This window comes from Hymenobacter artigasi, from assembly GCF_012275535.1.
GTDB classification, from domain to species: domain Bacteria; phylum Bacteroidota; class Bacteroidia; order Cytophagales; family Hymenobacteraceae; genus Hymenobacter; species Hymenobacter artigasi.
On the sequence record NZ_JAAVTK010000003.1, the window covers coordinates 396968 to 417069 of the forward strand.

General features: G+C 61.2%; 13 protein-coding genes and 1 riboswitch. Of the genes, 9 read left to right on the plus strand and 4 right to left on the minus strand.

The features are described 5' to 3' along the window. Positions 1-36: 36 nt before the first annotated feature. Complete coding sequence (locus HBN54_RS07840; RefSeq protein WP_168672624.1) at positions 37-1752, minus strand: T9SS type A sorting domain-containing protein; 1716 nt, start codon at positions 1750-1752, stop codon at positions 37-39. A 954-nt stretch (positions 1753-2706) separates the two neighbouring features. Further along, positions 2707-4653 carry a 1-deoxy-D-xylulose-5-phosphate synthase gene (gene dxs, locus HBN54_RS07845; RefSeq protein ID WP_168672625.1) on the minus strand — a complete coding sequence of 649 codons (1947 nt, stop codon included), beginning with the start codon at positions 4651-4653 and terminating at the stop codon, positions 2707-2709. A 313-nt stretch (positions 4654-4966) separates the two neighbouring features. On the opposite strand from dxs, the gene HBN54_RS07850 reads away from it, so the two are divergent. After that, on the plus strand, positions 4967-7885 hold the full coding sequence (locus HBN54_RS07850) for a TonB-dependent receptor domain-containing protein (protein WP_168672626.1): 2919 nt from the start codon (positions 4967-4969) through the stop codon (positions 7883-7885). Between the two features lie 194 nt (positions 7886-8079). Next, the gene (locus HBN54_RS07855) at positions 8080-9159 is read left to right on the plus strand and encodes a lysylphosphatidylglycerol synthase transmembrane domain-containing protein (protein WP_168672627.1); all 1080 of its coding nucleotides are present in this window, start codon (positions 8080-8082) and stop codon (positions 9157-9159) included. Positions 9160-9240: 81 nt separating this feature from the next. Here HBN54_RS07855 and HBN54_RS07860 read toward each other — a convergent pair whose 3' ends face one another. Further along, a complete protein-coding gene (locus HBN54_RS07860; RefSeq protein ID WP_168672628.1) occupies positions 9241-9660 on the minus strand; it encodes a copper resistance protein NlpE in 420 nt (139 codons plus the stop codon). Positions 9661-9845: 185 nt separating this feature from the next. Here HBN54_RS07860 and HBN54_RS07865 point away from each other — a divergent pair, with 185 nt between their 5' ends. The 4 genes from HBN54_RS07865 to HBN54_RS07880 all read left to right on the plus strand — a co-directional run bounded on the left by HBN54_RS07865 (position 9846) and on the right by HBN54_RS07880 (position 14992). After that, a complete protein-coding gene (locus HBN54_RS07865) occupies positions 9846-10127 on the plus strand; it encodes a LysM peptidoglycan-binding domain-containing protein (RefSeq protein ID WP_168672629.1) in 282 nt (93 codons plus the stop codon). Positions 10128-10450: 323 nt separating this feature from the next. Beyond that, positions 10451-10566, plus strand: a riboswitch (SAM riboswitch). A 391-nt stretch (positions 10567-10957) separates the two neighbouring features. Further along, the gene (locus HBN54_RS07870; protein ID WP_168672630.1) at positions 10958-12337 is read left to right on the plus strand and encodes an O-acetylhomoserine aminocarboxypropyltransferase/cysteine synthase family protein; all 1380 of its coding nucleotides are present in this window, start codon (positions 10958-10960) and stop codon (positions 12335-12337) included. A gap of 205 nt (positions 12338-12542) precedes the next feature. Then, positions 12543-13571: a homoserine O-acetyltransferase MetX gene (gene metX, locus HBN54_RS07875; protein ID WP_168672631.1), complete on the plus strand. Its 1029-nt coding sequence runs from the start codon at positions 12543-12545 to the stop codon at positions 13569-13571. Between the two features lie 152 nt (positions 13572-13723). Beyond that, positions 13724-14992, plus strand: coding sequence for a homoserine dehydrogenase (locus HBN54_RS07880; protein WP_168672632.1), 1269 nt, complete (start codon positions 13724-13726; stop codon positions 14990-14992). A 112-nt stretch (positions 14993-15104) separates the two neighbouring features. On the opposite strand, the gene HBN54_RS07885 is transcribed toward HBN54_RS07880, so the two are convergent. Beyond that, a complete protein-coding gene (locus tag HBN54_RS07885; RefSeq protein ID WP_168672633.1) occupies positions 15105-16343 on the minus strand; it encodes a carboxylesterase family protein in 1239 nt (412 codons plus the stop codon). Between the two features lie 154 nt (positions 16344-16497). Here HBN54_RS07885 and HBN54_RS07890 point away from each other — a divergent pair, with 154 nt between their 5' ends. From HBN54_RS07890 to HBN54_RS07900, 3 genes are all read left to right on the plus strand, one after another. Continuing rightward, positions 16498-17403, plus strand: a complete 906-nt coding sequence (locus HBN54_RS07890; RefSeq protein WP_168672634.1) for a S66 peptidase family protein — start codon at positions 16498-16500, stop codon at positions 17401-17403. A 349-nt stretch (positions 17404-17752) separates the two neighbouring features. Further along, complete coding sequence (locus tag HBN54_RS07895) at positions 17753-19813, plus strand: hypothetical protein (RefSeq protein WP_168672635.1); 2061 nt, start codon at positions 17753-17755, stop codon at positions 19811-19813. Then, positions 19797-20075, plus strand: coding sequence for a T9SS type A sorting domain-containing protein (locus tag HBN54_RS07900; protein ID WP_168672636.1), 279 nt, complete (start codon positions 19797-19799; stop codon positions 20073-20075). The genes HBN54_RS07895 and HBN54_RS07900 overlap by 17 nt, the downstream gene beginning before the upstream one ends. Positions 20076-20102 lie beyond the last annotated feature (27 nt).

Genomic DNA, 20102 nt, shown 5'->3' on the forward strand with positions numbered 1-20102 from the left:
TTTTGCAAGCCAGTAACGGTTGGTAAGCAGCGGCCTTTACTGGTGGCTCAAACGCAATACCTGCTGCCGGTCACCCTGCTGCACAGTGAGGTAATAGAGGCCCACGGGCAGGGCTTGGGCGTGAGGCAGAACTATTTCTTGGCTGCCGGCGGCTTCGGTATGCGTCAACACCACTTGGCCCAGCGCATTGCGCACCGTCATCGTTACGGCTTCGGTGCTCAACGACAACACCTGCACCGCCACGCTGTTGCCATAGGGATTTGGGTAAACGGCGGCCTGGAAATCGGCTCTCGACTTTGCCACCCTCACAGTCCGGATGGGTGAATACATGGTTTCACCAGATACGTCGACCTGACGCAGGCGGTAGTATACCGTACCTGCCGCGGTCAATGGCAGGCGGGCGTCGCGGAAGGAGTACTCCGTGCGGCGTTGAATGTTGCCGGCGGCTTCAACCTGGCCCACGGTTTCGAACGCTACACCATCTAGGCTGCGCTCAATGGCAAAGTAGGCACTGTTCTTTTCCAACGCTGTACTCCAGCTTAGCTGCGGCGCGTTGGAAATCCAAGCGGCCTCAAAGCTAATCAACTCAACTGGCAGCGGCCGGTTGACACCTACTGTGGACTGCGCCGTATTACAACCCGAAGCTACGTTAGTGGCAGTAGCGGTATAAACGGTCGTGTAAGCCGGCGACACCGTGATGGATGCCGAAGTATTAGGTAGTGTTGTTGTATTGTTGTTGCTGGTCGCCGTCCAGGTATAGGACGTTCCACCGCTGGCAGTAAGAGTCGTGGCTTCGCCGTAGTTAATGGTAGTCGAGGGCGGCGATACACTTACGGGGTTCGTGTTCACGGTTACCGTCACATCTTGGCTGTTGTTGCCACAACTGGTAGCGGTGAGCACCCGGTAGGTAGCGTTCGTTGTGGGTGACACGGTCAGGCTGGGAGTTGTCGCAATGGCCGTTCCTAAGTCCGTCGACTTGTACCACTTGTAGCTTACGGCCGTGATGTTGGAACTAGCTATGAAGGTAGCCGAACTGCCATTGCAAATGGCCATTGTTGTGGGCGTCACGGCAAAGGTGGCGGCCGTGGCTACATTCACAGTGGTCTGGCTGCTGGCCGTATTGCAGGGAGCCGTAGCCGTCACGGTATAAGTAGTGGTAGCGGTGGGGCTCACTGTAAGCGTGCGGCTCGTCTGGCCGGCAATAGGCGCACCGTTGGCCTGCCAGGCAAAGCTCACGTTGGGGTTGTTCGATACGGCCGTGAGCGTGGTAGAAGTACCCGAGCAGATGGTGCCGCCCCCGGAAGAAATAACGACAGTGGGCGGCCCAACGGTTACCGGCACATCCTTGGTAATTGTTGTGCCACCACAGTCAGAGGGCGTAGCCACTACCTGGTAGGTAGTGGTAGTATTGGGGGCAACCGTCAACGTATTGCTGGTGGACAACACACCGGGCTGGCCCTTCACAAACCACTGGTATGTGGCACTGGTGCCACTGTAGCTGGCGGTGAGCGGCGTGCTCTCCCCCGCGCAAATCACTGGCGCGCTCGGCGTCACGCTCACCCCAAATACTGGGACGGTAAGTTGCTGCGAGCTGAGGCCGCAGGATGTATTGGCCGTTACTGTGTAAGTCGTCGTCACGGTAGGAGCCACGGTGAGCGTGGCCCCGGTCTGGTTGGGAATGTTCGTGCCATTGGCCGACCACGTGTAGCCCCCGGTGCTGCCCGAAGCGGTGAGCGTGGTGCTGGTGCCCATGCATATGCCTGAAACGCCCGAAGAAGACAGCGACAGGGCTGGAGCCAAGGTAACATACACGTAGTCAATCTTACTGCAGTTGCCGGTGGGGTAGTTCTTGGCGTCGGCTCTTAATCTGAATAAGGTACTAGTTGTCAACTGAGGCGATATGGAGAGAATGGTGTTCGCTGGGGCCGTGATACTAGCAATATCGACCACCACATCATTAGCAGGGTTTGGGTTTGCTGTGGTACCGCCCGATGTAATCACCCGCGACCAGGTCAGAATTGCATTGCTGGTTGAGCTGCCACTCAAGTCGTATCCGGCACCCGCTACCGGACATACATTAGCAGTAGCGCCGCTCTGGCCGTTGTTGACTACCTGCGAATTATTGAAGTAGCTAAAAGTAATTTGGTTGGAACAGGCGTTGCTTTGGCCAAAACTGACGAAAGAATAAAGGTCCAGTCCGCCAACTAGGAAAAGCCATATTAGGAAAGTAGGTAGTGCTTTCATTCTGAATAAGGGTTAGATTAGATTAGTGCAATTGAAGTACTGTTTACAAATTTATACATAACTTCTGAATTTGTATTATAACTAAAAATTAATCTAATAGCCAAGTCTTTACAGTTTCACAATATACTTTATCTAATCCCATAGAATGATGACATTCTACTCTGTTCAATATAAACAACAATTTAACAGCAATTATATCATACTTATAGTTGTGATGAAAATAAATATTAATAACATTTTATACATATAATATCCCCGCTCAGCCGCGCACTGTTGTTTCCACCATTTTACTCCTATTTACCTACGTGCTTCAATTATTTACTTGGGCGACCTACTAAATTGCTCCAGCTATAATCGGTGCTTGCTACTGGTCATAAAGCCTACTTCTCTGACTGTATATACTAAGCAAAAAAGCCCCCGCAGCACTAGCTACGGGGGCTTCTTCTTATCTCAAAAACCCAGCTACCGCAGCACAGTCGCCAGCGAGTCAGCAGTCACTTTGGCACCCAGCTCGCGCACGGCCTGGGCAATACCAGCGGCATCAAATCCGCATTCTTTGTAAAGCTCATCCTGCGTACCATGCTCCACCACGCGGTCTGGAATACCGAGGCGGACAACGGGCAGCTGGAAGCCGTGGTCGGCCAGGAATTCGAGCACGGCCGAGCCGAAGCCGCCGGGCAGGCATCCGTCTTCCACCGTCACGATGGCGCGGTAGCGGTGGGCCACGTCGCGCAGCATTTCCTCGTCCAAGGGCTTGCAGAAGCGCATGTCGTAGTGGCCCACTGAGAAGCCTTCGGCGGCCAGCGCGTCGGTGGCTTTTACGGCGTAGTTGCCGATGTGGCCGATGCTGAGGATGGCCACGCCGCCGGCTTCGCCCTCGCGCACCACGCGGCCCGTGCCGATGGCCACGCGTTGCAGCGGCGTGCGCCACTCGGGCATCACACCCTCACCGCGCGGGTAGCGGATGCTGAAAGGGCCGGCGTTTTCGGGCAGGGTGGCGGTGTACATCAGGTTGCGCAGCTCCTGCTCGTTCATCGGGGCCGAAACCACGATGTTGGGGATGCAGCGCATGAAGGCCAGGTCGTAGCAGCCGTGGTGGGTGGGGCCGTCGGCCCCGGCGAAACCGGCGCGGTCGAGGCAAAACACCACGTGCAGGTTTTGTAGGGCCACGTCGTGCACCACCTGGTCGTAGCCCCGCTGCATGAACGAGGAGTAGATGTTGCAGAACGGAATGAGCCCCTGCGTGGCCAGGCCGGCCGAGAACGTGACGGCGTGCTGCTCAGCAATGCCCACGTCGAAAGCGCGGGTAGGCATGGCGGCCATCATGATGTTCAGCGACGAGCCCGAGGGCATGGCCGGTGTCACGCCCATGATTTTGTCGTTGGCCTCGGCCAGTTCCACCAGCGTGTGGCCAAACACGTCCTGGTACTTGGGCGGCTGGGGCGCGGTGGGAACCTTTTTGTAAATCTCGCCCGTGATTTTATCGAACAAACCCGGCGCGTGCCACAGCGTCTGGTCTTTTTCGGCCAGTGCGTAGCCCTTGCCCTTAACCGTCACACAATGCAGCAGCTTGGGGCCGGGAATGGATTTCAGGTCGTTGAGAATGGTGACGAGGTGCTGCACGTCGTGGCCATCGACGGGGCCGAAGTAGCGGAATTTCAGCGCCTCGAACAGGTTGCTCTGCTTCATAAGGGTCGCCTTCATGGCGGCCTCTACTTTGCGGGCAATCTGCTGGGGGTTGGGGCCGAATTTGGAGAGCTTGCCGAGCACGTTCCAGAGCTCGTCGCGCACCTTGTTGTAGGTGCGGGAGGTGGTGATGTCGGTGAGGTATTCCTTGAGCGCGCCCACGTTGGGGTCGATGCTCATGCAGTTGTCGTTCAGTACGACAATCATGTTATTGTTGAGCACGCCGGCCTGATTCATGGCCTCGAAGCTCATGCCCGCCGTCATGGCCCCGTCGCCGATTACGGCGATGTGCTGGCGGTCAAACTCGCCCTTGTAGTCCGAGGCCACGGCCATGCCCAGCGCCGCCCCGATGCTGGTGCTGCTGTGGCCCACGCCGAAGGCATCATACGGGCTTTCGCTGCGCTTGGGGAAGCCCGACATGCCTTTGTAGCGGCGGTTGGTCGGGAAATTTTCGCGGCGGCCGGTGAGAATTTTGTGGCCGTAGGCCTGGTGGCCCACATCCCAGATAAGCTGGTCGTGCGGCGTATTGAAGACGTAGTGCAGCGCCACGGTCAACTCAACCACGCCCAGCGAAGCCCCAAAATGGCCGCCGTAAATACTGACGGAATCGATGATAAAGTCGCGCAGCTCGGTGCTGAGCTGGACTAACTGCTCGGGGGCGAGCTTTTTGAGGTCGTCGGGCGAGTCAATCGCCGCTAGCAGCGGGCCGGGTTCAACTATCATCGGGGCAGGCGTGGTGGGATGGGTGACGGAGAGTTAACCGCCTGACCCGCTAAAAGATTATCGGGCTGGCACAAAGGTACGACGGCGGGCGAAGTGCGGTTGTTGCGCCCGAAGGAATTGGGGGCTTGGTCGGGGTTTGAGGTTTGGTAATCTAGTTTCCGACGGGAAACATACTGGCAGCAAAGACCTTTACGTAATGCGCAAGCGCTGAATAGCAATAAAGCAACCAATCAGTTTGCCCCACAAACAACAAAAGCACCGGGAGCATGCAACCTCCGGCCCCAATTACGACACTTTGGCCGTTATGAATTGTATGAAACGACCCTTACCGGCTACTGCCGTATTATTCTCCGGCCTACTGGCAATCAGCCATTTGTCGTTCGCGCAGCAAGGCCCGCCTGCGGGCACTCGCCCGGCTTTGGCAGCTCCGGCCCGCGCGGCAGCGGGCCGCATCAGCGGCACCGTGACCGATGCCACCACCGGCAAGCCGATTTCCTACGCCACGGTGGCGGTGCTGGATGCGGCCGGCGCGCCCGTGAACGGCGGCGTGGCCGGCGACGACGGCAAATTCGTGCTGGCTGGCATTCCGGCCGGGACTTACACGGTGCAAATCAGCTTTCTGGGCTATAAGAATGAGGACCGCCCCGGCGTGGTAGTGCCCGCCGGCGGCGTGGTGAGCCTGGGCACGGTGGCACTGGGCACTTCGGCCCAGAAGCTGGGCGAAGTAGTAGTGACGGGCCAAAAGGCCATCATCGAAGAGCGGGTAGACCGCACGGTGTACAACGCCGAAAACGACCAGACCGCCCGGGGCGGCGACGCCACCGACGTGCTCAAGCGGGTGCCCCTGCTGAGCGTGGACCTGGATGGCAACGTGAGCCTGCGCGGCTCCAGCAACATTAAGGTGCTCATCAACAACAAGCCTTCGACCATTGCCGCCAACAGCATTGCCGACGCGCTGAAGCAGATTCCGGCCGACCAGATTAAGACCGTGGAAGTCATCACCTCGCCCTCGGCCAAGTACGACGCCGAAGGCTCGGGCGGCATCATCAACATCATCACCAAAAGCAACAACCTGCGCGGGGCTACGCTGGGCATCGACGCCAGCGTTGGCGTTCGCAGCAGCAACCTGAGTTTGAACGGCGGCCTGCGCACGGGCAAAATGGGCTTTTCGCTGGGCGGTTTCGGGCGGGCGCAGTACAACGTGCCGGGCGAGTTCTCGAACACGCAGGTGACGCGCAGCCTTGCCGATGGCAAGGCTACGACCACGGTGCAATCGGCCAATACCCGCCTGCAGCAGATTTTTGGGCGCTACACGCTGGGCTGGGACTACGACATCGACAAGTTTAACTCTCTGCAAGCTTCGGTGGCCTATGGCACCCGCAGCGGCCGCAACTACCAGGACGGCCTGCTGCGCACCAGCTACACCGGGGCCTTCGCCACCGGCACCCCTTCCGGCACCGACCTGCGCGACACCTACTCGAAAGACCTGTCGGGCACCGTGGATGCCAGCCTGAACTACACCCACAGCTTCGCGAAGCCGCAGCACGAAATCAGCCTGCTCACGCTGTTTAGCCGCAACGACCGCACCAACAGCTACACCAACTCCATTCTGAGCACGACGCTGCCCAACAGCCCGGCCAGCATCGTGAACGACAACCCGAGCTACAACGAGGAATACACCGTTCAGCTTGATTATCAGAACCCTATCAGCAAAACCCAGATTCTGGAGATGGGCGCGAAGAACATTCTGCGGCGCGTGAATTCGGACTATACCACCACGTCTTTCGGGGCCAGTGGCGAGGTAATACCTTCGGTGGGGCTATCGACCAACAACGTTTTCACCTACCGCCAGAACGTGACGGCCGGCTACGTGGCCTACACCCTGGGCCTGCCCAAAGGCTTCACCCTGAAGCCCGGCCTGCGCTACGAGTACACGACTATCCAAGCCGATTTTGCCAAAACCGACACGGCGAAGACCAACATTCCCAACTACGGCGTGCTGGTACCCAGCGTGAACCTCTCGCGCAAGCTCTCGAACGGCAACGTGCTGAAGCTGGCCTACAACCGCCGCATTCAGCGCCCGTCGCTGCAGTTCCTGAATCCCAACGTGAACGCGCAGAACCCCAAGAATATCAGCTTTGGCAACCCCAAGCTGGCCCCCGAATTCACCAACAACTACGAGCTGGGCTACAGCACCGCCTACAAGCGCCTGAACCTGAACTTCAGCACCTTCGTGCGCAATACCACGGGCTCCATCGAGGCGCTGCGCACCGTGCGAGGCGCCGATACGGTACAAACAAGCTACGCCAACATCGGCCAGCAGAACTCCTACGGCGGCAGCGTGTTCGCCAACATCAACAACGGCAAGCTAAGCCTGAACGCAGGCGTGGATGCCTACTACACCACCCTCACCAACAACGTGCCCGACCGCAACTTCAACGCCTACAACGAAGGCTTTGTGATGAGCGGCCGCGTATTTGGCTCCTACAATTTCACGCCCGTGTGGGGCCTGCAGGCCTTCGTTTTCTATCGCGGCAACCAAGTGCAGCTGCAGGGCACCCAGAGCGGTTTCGGCGTGTACAGCCTCAGCGTGAAGCGCGATTTTGCCGAGAAGCGCGGCAGCATCGGCTTTGGGGCCGAGAACTTCTTCACGCCCAGCATCACCATTCGCAACACCGTGGTGTCGCCCCTCATCGACCAGAGCAGCCGTAACGTGCTGCATAACATGAGCTTTAAGGTGAACGTGAGCTACCGCATCGGCAAGCTCACCGTAGCCCCGCCCCTGCGCCGCAGCAAAAGCATCAACAACGACGACCTGAAAGGCGGCGGCGATGGCGGCGGCGACCTGGGCGGTGGCGGCGCCGGTGGAGCACCGGCCGGTGGCGGCGGCCGGCCCAGTGGCGCCCCGGCCGGAGCCCAGCCGGCTGGTGCCCCCGGCACCGCCGCGCCCGCTGGTGCGGGTGCCCGCCCCGGCGGCTACCCCGGCCAGCAGCGCGGCACTGCGCCCGCCGACAGCACTTCCGGCAAGCCTGCCACCGATAGCACTGGCGGCCAGCGCCCCGGCGGCTACCCCGGCCTGCGCCCCGCCACGGCCCAGCCTGCCGACTCGACCAACCGCCAAAACCCGGCCCCGGCCAGCAACCCCATCACCGCCCCGGCCAACGCGCCCTCGCCCGGCACCAGCACGCCCAACGGCACGGTGCCCGCCGGCAGCCCCGGCGGGCGGCCCTAGCCCTACAAGGCGGGTTATCAACCAAGAACGCCATGCTGGGCTCGTCCCGGCATGGCGTTCTTCATTTCATCTCTACTGCTTGCGTAAGTTGGCGCGTACTCCGGCCCGACCGCCCCGGGCAGTCGGACCGGGATTTGCTAATCAGTCGTCGGCTGGCTACTTCCTACTTTTGCCCGGCTGCTTTATTTCCTTCGATGACCGATAAACCCCTCGCTCCCCTGCCCGAAGACGACGCGCACTTTTTACAGCGCTTGCAGCCCTCGCGGCTCATTCTGCCCGTCGTGATTGGCCTGAGCGTGGTGGGGTTCATGTTCTGGCGCAGCTACAAGCCCGGCGATTTGGCCCCCCTGGCCCACGCCAGCTATTCGTGGCTGCTGGTTACGCTGCTGGTGCTATTGGCCCGCGATTTTGGCTACATCTACCGCATCCGGCACATCACCGAGCGCGAGCTGAGCTACCGCCAGAGCCTCGACGTGATTATGATTTGGGAGTTTGCCTCCTGCGTGCTGCCATCGGCGGTGGGCGGCACGGCGGTTGCCTCGTTCATTCTGAACAAGGAAGGTATTCCGCTGGGCAAATCCATGGCATACATCATGGTTACGGCCCTGATGGACAACGTGTACTATGTCATCATGGTGCCGCTGGTTGTGCTCATCGCCGGGGCCGGGCTCTACCCGCACGAGGCCATGCAGGGCGCGTTTATTGCCACGCTGCGGGTGGCCTTTGTGGTGAGCTACGTGGCCGTCACGGCCTACGCGGGGCTGATGCTGTACGCCATTTTCGTCAATCCGAAATCGGTGCGGCGGCTGCTGGTGCGGCTGTTCTCGTTCCGGCTGCTGCGGCGCTGGCAGCGCTCGGCCTACAAGCACGGCCAGGGCATGATGGAGGCGTCCATTCAGCTGCGGGGCAACCCGGCCATCTACTGGTGGCGCGCGGCGGGCAGCACCTTCTTCGTCTGGACGGCCCGCTACCTCGTCATCGGCTGCCTCATTGCCGCCTTCGTACCAATGGATACCGACACGTTCCTGTTCATTTTCGCCCGCAACCTCACCTACAAAGTGCTGCTGCTGCTGGCCATCACGCCGGGCGGCGCGGGCATTGTAGAGGGCGCTTTTCCCACGTTTTTCGGCAAGTTCATCGGCACGGCCACGCTCACCAGCTTCATGGTGCTGCTGTACCGGGTGGTCACGTATTACCTGTATCTGGTGCTGGGCAGCTTTTTCCTGCCGCGCTGGGTGGGGCGGGTGTTTGCGAAGCGGCCGGCGCAGCAGTAGCCTGAACGCGGTAGGTCGCGCCACAAAAAAAGCCCCGAACCAGACTGGTTCGGGGCTTTTTTTGGTTGAATCCGGAGAAATCTACTCCTTCTCCAGCATCAGGGCGGCACCGTCGGCCGACTTCAGCGTGAGCTTGTCGTCGGTGAGGGTTTCCACGGCGAAGGTGTTGCTGGTGGTGGCACCGTCGGGGGTCATGGTGATGGTTTTACCGGCTTGGTCGAACGTGTATTTGCCCGACACGGCTCCGCTGGCACCGGTCATGTTGTAGGTGCCGTTGGCGAAAATGCGCAGCTCCTCCTGCTTCTGGGCATCGGTTTGCTTCACTTTGTCGCCGGTGGTGTCGGTTTCCTTGGCGGTTTTCCACACTTTGCTATCGGTGCCGTATAGCATATTCACGCCTTCTACCTTGCCCTTGTCGTTGCTGCACGAAGCGGCAAAGAGCGACACAAGCAGCAACAGGCTGGCGAAGTAACGGAGCGAAAAAAGGGACTGGAGTTTCATGTGCACAAAGGGTAATGGTGAAAGAATGAAGGTGACGCGCAAGGTGCGGACTCGTCGGCTTACGATGCAGACGCAAAAGAGTTTAGGGCGCAACCCCGCCTAAGCTTGCCCGTATAGCAACCCGGTCGGCCCGCCTGCAAGCGTTTCCGGCAAAATCCATCTCTCCATTTATTATCACCGAAACCATGGGACTCTTCGATTTCATCAGCGACAAAGGCGACCAGAAGCCCGTAGAGCCCGCGGCTAAGCCGGCGGCTGGCGGCACCGATTTTTTTGGCAATGCCAAACCGGATGCTACCGGCGATACGTATACCGTAGTAAGCGGCGACTCTCTTTCTAAAATTGCAAAGCACCACTACGGCGACGCCGCCAAGTGGCACCAGATATACGACGCCAACAAGGCGCTCATCGGCGACAACCCTGACCTGATTGAAATCGGCCAGGTGTTGACCCTACCTAGTCTCTAGGTACTTTTTTGCAGAAAAAAGGTGAGAAAAGCCACTCTGTTTCAGGGTGGCTTTTTTGCGTTTGAAGGAATCGAACGAACGACTTCTAAACAAAGAAAAAAGGCCGTCATGCAGAGCGTAGCGAAGCATCTTTACCGCCACAACTAACCCATCCGATTGGAATGCTGGTGGCGGTAAAGATGCTTCGCTGTGCTCTGCATGACGGTCTGAAAAAACCGAAATCGAAAAATATTTTTACCCAACTGCTTGCCCATCCCAAAAATTCTCTCGTACATTTGCCGATACCAAACAGGTACTCCCCGCTAACGGTGGGCAGTTTTCAAGTTTTATACAGAAGTGGCGAGAGACTAGGCTCCGTGACCCACTGGCAACCTTCGCAAAACGAAAGGTGCCAATTCCTACCCACCCGCAGCTTCGGCCGCGCTGGGACAGATGATTCGAGTGCCATGGAAAATCCCTCAACCGCTGCTTTTTTTCTCCCGACTACTCTGGCTGCTTCGTGCGCCGTGGTGTCGGGTTTCTTCGTTTCGGCCGCTGGCGGCCGGGATGTGGCTTCGCTCTCGTCGCTGCGAATGCGAATGTGCTGTTGCCGCCCGTGTTGTTGCTAAGCTGATTCCGGCTTAGAACCCCTCCCCTCTTTCTTCTGGATTTTTTTGGTGGCCCCGTGGGTCTGCCGCGCGCTCGTTCCGGGCTTCGCGGTGGGTTTGGGCCACACCGGCAGCACGGGCCATTCCGGGGAGTTTTGGCGCTAAAAAGGGCTTTTTCAGTCCTCTAACGCACTTTTTTCAATTGTTATCTCGGTTTTTCAAAAATTCAAAACCTCCCCCATCATGTCCGTTCAGCCCCAGCACTTCGAAACCCTCCAACTCCACGCCGGCCAGCAGCCCGACCCCACCACCGGGGCCCGCGCCGTGCCGTTGTTCCAAACCACCAGCTACGTATTTAAGAGCGCCGAGCACGGCGCCAACCTGTTTGCCCTGAAGGAGTTCGGCAATATTTACACCCGCCTGATGAACCCCACCACCGATGTATTCGAGCAGCGCGTGGCGGCCCTGGAAGGCGGCGTAGCGGCGCTGGCCACCGGCTCGGGCCAGGCGGCCCAGTTCATTGCCCTGAACAACATTTTGCAGGCCGGCGACAACTTCGTGAGCACGGCCTACCTGTACGGCGGCACCTACAACCAGTTTAAGGTGGCGTTCAAGCGGTTGGGCATCGAGGTGCGCTTCGCGGATGGTGATAATCCGGCTTCGTTCGAGGAGCATATCGACGAAAATACCAAGGCGATTTACCTCGAAACCATTGGCAATCCCAGCTTCAGCGTTCCCGATTTTGACGCCATCGCGGCCATCGCCAAAAAGCACGACTTGCCGCTGATTGTGGACAACACCTTCGGCGCGGGCGGCTACCTGTTCCGGCCCCTGGAGCACGGCGCGAGCATCGTGGTGGAGTCGGCTACGAAGTGGATTGGCGGGCACGGCACCAGCGTAGGCGGCGTGATTGTGGATGGCGGCACTTACGACTTCGGCAACGGCAAGTTCCCCCAGTTTACCGAGCCGAGTGAGGGATACCACGGCCTGATTTTCAATGACGTATTTGGCAAGGGCGGGCCGTTTGGCAACATCGCCTTCATCATTCGGGCGCGGGTGGAAGGGCTGCGCGACTTTGGCCCGGCCATCAGCCCGTTCAACTCCTGGCAGCTGCTCATCGGCCTCGAAACCCTGAGCCTGCGCGTGGACCGCACCGTGGAAAACGCCCTGAAAGTGGCCAACTGGCTGGAGCAGCACCCCCAGGTAGAAAGCGTGAACTACCCCGGCCTGGCCAGCAGCCCCTACCACGCCATCGCCACCAAATACCTGAAGCGCGGCTACGGCGGCGTGCTCTCGTTCCGGGTGAAGGGCACCAAGGAGACGGCCACGCAATTCATTGATAACCTGAAGCTCATCAGCCACCTGGCCAACGTGGGCGATGCCAAAACGCTCATCATCCAGCCTTCGGCCACCACGCACCAGCAGCTGAGCGAGGAGGCGCAGCTGGCGGCAGGCGTCACGCCGACTTCGCTGCGCCTGTCGGTGGGCATCGAGCATTTCGACGACATCAAAGCCGATTTGCAGGCGGCGTTCGATGCCATTGGCAATACGGCCAGCCTGCCCACCGAGGGTGAGGAAGTGGGCGAGCCTGAACTGGAGCACGCCCAGCCGCTGGAGGTGTAGTTGTTAGCGGTGAATGATTTATATCTGGCATCCTTCGCAAGCTCAGGATGCCAGATATAAATCATTCACTGCCAAAATTTTATCGCGGCTTTAGAATCAGTGCATCGGCCCGGGCCTCTTCCGTGATGGGAAGAGAGGTGGGAGTGAGAAACTATTGTTCCGGACCGATTCGCTGGTTCTAAAGCGGCGCTATTTAATTGTATTTATGTCAACCCAACTGTTTGAACTCCCTGACCTGCAGCTGGAAAGCGGCGAAACCCTGACCGGGGCGCACGTAGCCTACCAGACCTGGGGCCAGCTCAACGAAGACCGCGACAACGTGGTGTGGATATGCCACGCCCTCACGGCCAATGCCGACGTGCTGGCCTGGTGGCCGGGCCTGGTGGGGCCGGGCTGCTACTACGACCCTTCGGAGTGGTTTATCGTGTGTGCCAACGTATTGGGCTCGTGCTACGGCACTACCGGCCCGCTCGATGCCGACCCGGCCACCGGCCGGGCGCGCTTCCAGCACTTCCCGCTGCTCAGCATCCGGGACCTGGTGGCGGCGCACGAGGCACTGCGGGAGGAGTTGGAGTTGGCGGATATCAACACGCTGATTGGCGGCTCTTTGGGTGGGCAGCAGGCGCTGGAATGGGCCGTGCTGCGCCCCGATTTGTTCGACCATCTGGTTGTCATCGCTACCAATGCCCGGCATTCGGCCTGGGGAATTGCCTTTAACGAGGCCCAGCGGCTGGCCATTGAGGCCGACCCGACCTATGCCGCCGGCCAGCCCGGCGGGGGCGACGACGGCCTGCGCGCCGCCCGCGCCATGGCCCTGCTCAGCTACCGCAGCTACGAGGCCTACGCCGAAACCCAGACCGACACCGACACCGACGCGCTGCTGCGCCAGCACCGCGCCAGCGCCTACCAGCGCTACCAGGGCGACAAGCTGGTGTCGCGCTTCGACGCTTACAGCTACGTGTCATTGAGCCGGAGCATGGACACCCACAACCTCGGCCGCAACCGGGGCGGGGTGCCGGCAGCGCTGGCCCGCATTGGGGCGCGCACGCTGGTGCTGGGCATCACGTCGGATGTGCTGTTCCCGCTGAGCGAGCAGCGCGAGCTGGCGGCGCACATTCCGGGGGCCATGTATGCCGAGCTAGACTCGCGCTACGGCCACGACGGCTTTTTGCTGGAAACGGCGGCCATCACGCACTTTCTGGAGCTGTTTTACGCGCCCACGTTCGTGCATTAACAAGTGATTGATTGACTTTATCAGCACATCATGCAGAGCGCAGCGAAGCATGTTTACCGCGTAACTAATTATTAATAAGGATGATTTACCACTGCGGTAGAGATGCTTCGCTGCGCTCTGCATGACGTGCTTTTTTAACGATAAAAAAGAAAATGGACGTTGATAAACAGCCGCTGCGCATCGGCCTGATTGGTTTCGGCTGCGTGGGCCAGGGTTTCTATGACATTGTGCAACAGCAGCCGGACCTGGGCCTGACCGTGGCGCGCATCGCCGTAAAAAGCCCCACCAAGCCCCGTACCCTGCCCACCGAACACTTCAGCTTTCACGCCGATGAATTGGTAGCCGATTCCACGCTGGACGTGTTGGTAGAAGTCATCGACGACCCGGCCGAGGCTTTTCGGCTGGTGAGCGCGGCCCTGCGCCAGGGCCGCCGCGTGGCCACGGCCAACAAGGCCATGCTGGCCCGGCACCTGCCCGAGCTGGTGCAGCTGGAGCAGGATTTTGGCGGTGCGCTGCTGTACGAAGCGGCCGTGTGCGGCAGCATTCCCATCATTCGCACGCTCGATGGCTACTTCAGCCACGAGCCGCTGCGGGCAGTGCAGGGCATCTTCAACGGCTCGTCGAACTATGTGCTGACGCGCATGAGCGAGGAGGGCTCCGACTACGCGGCGGCGCTGGCCGAGGCCCAGGCCAAAGGCTTCGCCGAAACCGACCCCTCGCTGGACATGGGCGCATTTGACCCGCGCTCGAAGGCCGTGATTCTGGCGGCCCACGCCTACGGGGTTTTGCTGGAAGCTGATGAGGTGCTGAATTTGGGCATCGAAGCAATCAGCGCGGCGGATATTGCTTTCGCGGCGGCGCGGGGGCAGAAAATCAAGGTAGTAGCGGCCGTGCAGCGCCTGCCCAATGGCCACGTCACGGCGCTGGTTACGCCGCAGCTGCTGGGGCCGGAATCGCCTTTGTTTACCGTCGAGCACGAGTTTAATGGCGTGGTGATTGACGCCGAATACGCCGGCCCGCAGTTTCTGCGGGGGCGCGGCGCGGGCGGGCATCCCACCGGCTCGGCAGTGCTGGCCGATGTGCTGGCCCTGCGGCGCGGCTACCGCTACGGCTACGCCAAGCGGGCCAATGCCCCCGAAACGCAGCTGACCCACGCCCTGGAAATAGACGCCTACCTGCGCCACGCCGACGTAGGCGTGCTACGCGAAGTGCTGACGTGGCTGGAGCTACCCGCCGAAGCCTTGCAAACTGACGCGAACGGGCCTTATGCCACCGGCCCGGTAGCCCTCCAGCAGCTGTGGGCCTGGCGCCAGGAATTGCGGACCAATAGCCTGTTCATAGCGCGGCGGGGCGCAGTGCGTCCGCTGAGCGGGGCAGTGCAAACGGTGCAGGTCCGCACCGAGGCAACGGTCGTGGCATAATTCCCCCAAACGCCAAATAGGCCCGATATATCAGGGCCATTTCCTGACTATTTGTTTATCAATCAATCAATTATTTGACGAATAATATTAGCCGAAAATCGGCTTGAGCCAATCAGCGAAACTCGATGCGAACTGCTGGCTGGCCGGGAAACTTCAGTGAATAAATACCGCCCCGCAAATTGCCCCGGGGCAAACTCAGCTCGCGGGTGGTAGGGCTGATGGTACGTACCACGCGGCCGGCGGCATCGAGCAGTTGGGCTTCGGCGGCGGTAGCCCAGGCAGCGGGCAGCAGGATGCGGATGGCGTCGTCAGCGGGGTTGGGGTAGGCCTGGGGGGCGGGCATGGGCACGGCCGGGGCCTGGGCGGCCGTCACCACCAGGCCGGGCAGGGCCAGTACGGGCCGCAGAAAATCGCGGATGGTGCGGAAGGTGGTATCGGCGTAGGCGGCGTTGGTTTCGAAGGGAATGTGGCCCGCGCCGCGCAGGGGCCGTAGCGTGTTGCGAATGCCCAGGGCGGTGGCGCGGGGGTTCAGCCGGCCGCTGCCGTACACGTATTTGGGCGGCAGGAACGAGCCCACCCGCCCTTGCAGGTAGGGCACGGTGCCGTCGGCGGTGCCGTGCACGCTCAGCAGCGGCGCGTTGCCGGCCTCGATGTAATTGGGGCTTTCGGTGGCTCCGCTCAGGTTGAGCACGGCCTGGGGCAGGCTGCTGTAGCCGGGGTTACCGCTCACGCCCTCTACGCCGCCCAGGGCGGCAATACCCACGTAGGCAGGCACTTCGGTGGCTTTATCAAGGTAACCGACTTCGAGCGCGGCAAAGGCCCCGGCCGACGAGCCGCCCACGATGATGTAGCCGGGATTGACGCGGTAGGTGTTGGCAGTAGCCGCGTCTTTGCGGAAGAAGCGCACGGCGGCGCGCAAATCCTGCATGCCCCGAATGGCCGACTTGGCAATGTTCACGGTATCGAAGCCCCCGCCGAGGACGATGCTAAAGTCCAGCAGCCGGTAATCGATGCTGGCCGTGACGTAGCCCAGGCGGGCAAATTTCGTGCACACGTCCACCATGTAGGCATCGGTGCGCAGGCCCGTCACGAAGCCGCCCTGGTGGGCGAAAATGATGACCGGCCGCCGGGCCAGCGCATCGCCGGTGGGCTGGTAAATATCCATGAGCAACGTCTGGTTGGCGCCCACCGAGTTTACGGCCGCCCCGAAAGCCACGCCCGAGGTCACGGTTACGTTGGGGAACAGCGGCCGGTAGTAGCGCCCGCCAGTGGTGTCGATAACGCCCTGGGCGCTGGCCGCCTGGGCGGCCGTGAGCAGCAGGGTGGCAAGGAAGAGAAAAAGTGTTTTCATCACAAAAAGAGAAAATAGTAGCCGGATAATACAGCGGCGGCCGGTTTGGGCATCAATGCTGGCAGGCGAGCAGGCGTTGGGGTGGCCGGGTGGGGCCGCGCTGGTTCCGAAGATACAGCCTGCGTTATTTGCGGCTGCTTAATCTCGCTCCGTTATGTCCATTTCCATCCCTCCCGCCCTGCGCGCCGGTCAGCGCGTCGCCATTGTGAGCCCCGCCCGCAAAATCCCGGCCCCCGAGCTGGCCCCCGCCATTGCCACCCTCCAAAGCTGGGGCCTGGAAGTGGTGCTGGGCGAAAGCATTGCCGGCGACCACCACCAGTTCGCGGGCGACGACGACCTGCGCCGCCGCGACTTCCAGCAGCAATTGGACGACCCCAGTATTCGCGCCATCCTCTGCGCGCGGGGCGGCTACGGCACCGCCCGCATTGTGGACGGGCTGGATTTTGCCGGTTTCCGGGCCGCGCCCAAGTGGGTGGCGGGCTTCTCCGATATCACGGTGCTCAACTCCCACCTGCTGGCTTTGGGCTACGCCAGCATCCACGGCGTGATGCCGGTGCTGTTCCATCAGGCCGGCGGCGAGCTGGCGTTGGAAACCCTGCGCCGGGCCTTGTTCGGCGAAGCCTTTCAGCCCATCGAAGTGGCTCCGCACCTGCTCAACTGGCCCGGCACGGCTACCGGCGCGCTGGTAGGCGGCAACCTGAGCCTGCTCCAGACCATCACGGGCACGGCCTCGCAGGCCGGCTTCGCGGGCCGCATTCTGTTTCTGGAAGACCTCGACGAGTACCTCTACCACATCGACCGGATGCTGCTGCACCTGCACCGCAGCGGGCAGCTGGCCGGGCTGGCCGGGCTGGTGGTGGGCCACTTCTCGGCCATGCGCGACAACGCCATTCCCTTCGGCAGCACGGCCCTCGAAATCATCCACCGCTACGCGCGGATATATGATTTCCCGGTGGGCTACGGCTTCCCGGTGGGCCACGAGGCCGATAACCTGGCCCTGGTGGTGGGCCAGACGGTGACGCTGACCGTGAACGGCGCGGGGGCACGGCTGGAGGCATAGGCGGCGCTTCCTTTTTTCGGATTTTCATGCTTTGGCAAGCCGGCTGAATAAGCCGGTGGGCGAAGCGTGCTCAGATTTTGCCTGCGCAACCGGGGCGAAACCGCACGGCAGCCAGCTGCTGATGCCAATTCTGCCAATAGGTAAAACACAAACTCTTGCCCTTGTCTTGATTATAACAACATCTGGTTGAAAGAAAGAATGAAATTTTCAAGACATTGAAATATAAGCTAGTAAGGCTGTTGGTATGCGGTTAGATTTGTATAAACCATTGATTTAACTATTCCCATCCGACACATATTCAATAAGTATAATCCTAATTCCAACATATTTACTTTTCTTCTCTTTCCACATGAAAAAACCCTACCTACCAGTACTGGCCTTCACACTTCTCGGGCTGGGCACGGCACAGACAGCTAATGCGCAATACGCATTCACCGACATCAACTTAGCACCCTATTCACAGAATTTTGATACGATGAGCGGGACCGTGCGCCTCACGGCGGCGGGCAGCTTGCGGCTATCGTCGCTGGCGGGCGTGTATGCCGCCGTGCAGGCCGATGCCCAGTTCGGCAGCCAGTCGGCCAGCCCCGACAGTCTGGTGGCCAACGACGGTTCCACCGTGACCGGCAACTATTACCACTTTGGCGCAGCCGGCAGCTCTGACCGGGCCTTCGGCGGCATTGCCGAAAGCGGCACGTACACCGGCACCGGCTTCGTGGGCATTCGCCTGCGCAACGACGCCAGCGTGACCATCCACCACCTGGAGGTGCAGTATGCCATGGAGCAGTGGTACAACTCGGGCAACGCGGCCGCTGCCTACGTGAACGTGGCCTACCGCAAAAGCAGCGGCGTGGCCGGCGAGAACATGGCCCAGCTCAGCAACGGGGCCGTAGGCGACGCCTGGACCGCCGTGGCCGCCCTCACAGTGGAAGCGCCTTCTACCGGCACCACCATTCAGAACCGCGACGGCAATGCCGCCTCGAACCGCCGCGTGGCCCAGACCATCCTCACCGGCCTCGACCTGGCTCCCGGTCAGGAAATCATGCTGCGCTGGGACTACGTGCTGAACCCCACCACCAACGGCAACGGTGTGAGCATCGACGACGTGCTGATTACTCCGCAAACCAGCGTCAGCATCGGCCAGGGCGGCACCAACCTGCGCTGGACCAATGCCCCGGCCACCCCCGGCGCCCCCAACCAAACCTACTACCTGGCCGGCACGGTGAACGCGGCCGACCTGGCCGCCATCGACGGGGCCAACGCGAAAATCATTGTGGGCACCCCGGCCCTCAACGGCCAGCCGGCCCAACCGGCCACCCTGGTCCTGAGCGACAACACGGCCCTGAACGTGCCGGTGGAAGTAGCCGCCGGCTCCATGCTGCGCATTGAGGAAGGCGCGGCCGCTGCGCCCCTCACGCTGGCCCTGCTGGCCCCCACCAGCACGGTGGTGTACGCGGGCACGAGTTCGCCACAAACCATTCGGCCGGCCAGCTACGGCCGGCTGCGGCTGGAAGGTGCCGGGGCCAAGAACCTGGGCGGCAACATCCTGGCCCAAGGCAACCTGGAGCTGGCCGGGGCCCGGCTGACGCTGGGCAGCTTCGATGCGACCGTGGCCAAAGGCGCGGCCGTGGTGGGCGCCTCGGCCAGCGCCTACGTGGTGACGGACCGCGCCGGCCGCCTGCGCCAGTCGGTACTCAGCGACAATGCCGCCGTGGTATTCCCCGTGGGCACCAGCGCGGCCTACCTACCGCTGACGCTGCGGCAGTCGGCCACGCGGTCGGAAGACGTATTTGCCGTGCGCGCGAGCGATGCCCGGTACGCCGGCTACGATGCCACCGATGCCGGCATCGGCACACCCCTGGCGGTGGCCAAAAGCGTGAAAAATACCTGGCTGGTGAGCGAGGAAGTGAAAGGCAATGCCAACGTGACCATGCAGGCCCAGTGGACCACCGCCGCCCAGAGCGCCGACTTCGACCCGGCCCAGGCCTACATCAGCCACTACCACAACAGCTTCTGGGACCGCACTGCTACCGAGGTGGGTGCCACGCTGGTGCCCGCCACCACCGACACCTACACGCTGGCGCGCTCGGGCATCCGCAGCTTCTCGCCCTTTACCGTATCGGCCGATGCGGCGCAGCCGCTGCCCGTCGAGCTGAAGGATTTTGCAGTGAAGCGCGGCCCCAACGCGGTGTATGCGGCCTGGGCCACGGCCAGCGAGCGCAATAGTCAGCGCTTCATCCTGGAGCGCAGCCTGAATGGCGAGCAGTTCATCGAAGTCGGCACCTTGCCGGCGGCTGGCATCAGTACCAGCACCCTAAACTACACCCTGACGGACAACCAGTTGCCTGCCTACGCCCCGACGCTTTACTACCGCCTGCGGCAGGTAGACGCGGATGGCAGCTTCAGCTAACTCGCCGGTGCGGAGCATTGTGCTCCTGGCTTCGGCAGCCCGCCTGCAGCTGTTCCCCAACCCAGCCATTGGCGGCCAGACGGCCCTCGTTGGCACCTTGCCCGGTACGCTGGTGCGCGTGTTCGACGGCATGGGCCGGACCGTGACCACCGCCCCGGCCGACGCCACCGGCACCGCCACCCTGAAGCTGTCCGCCGGGCTGGCCAGCGGCGTGTACGTGGTGCGCGCCGGGACTGCGGCCCTGCGCCTCACGGTAGAATAGCTTCACCAGGAGGCATTGGAACAAAAA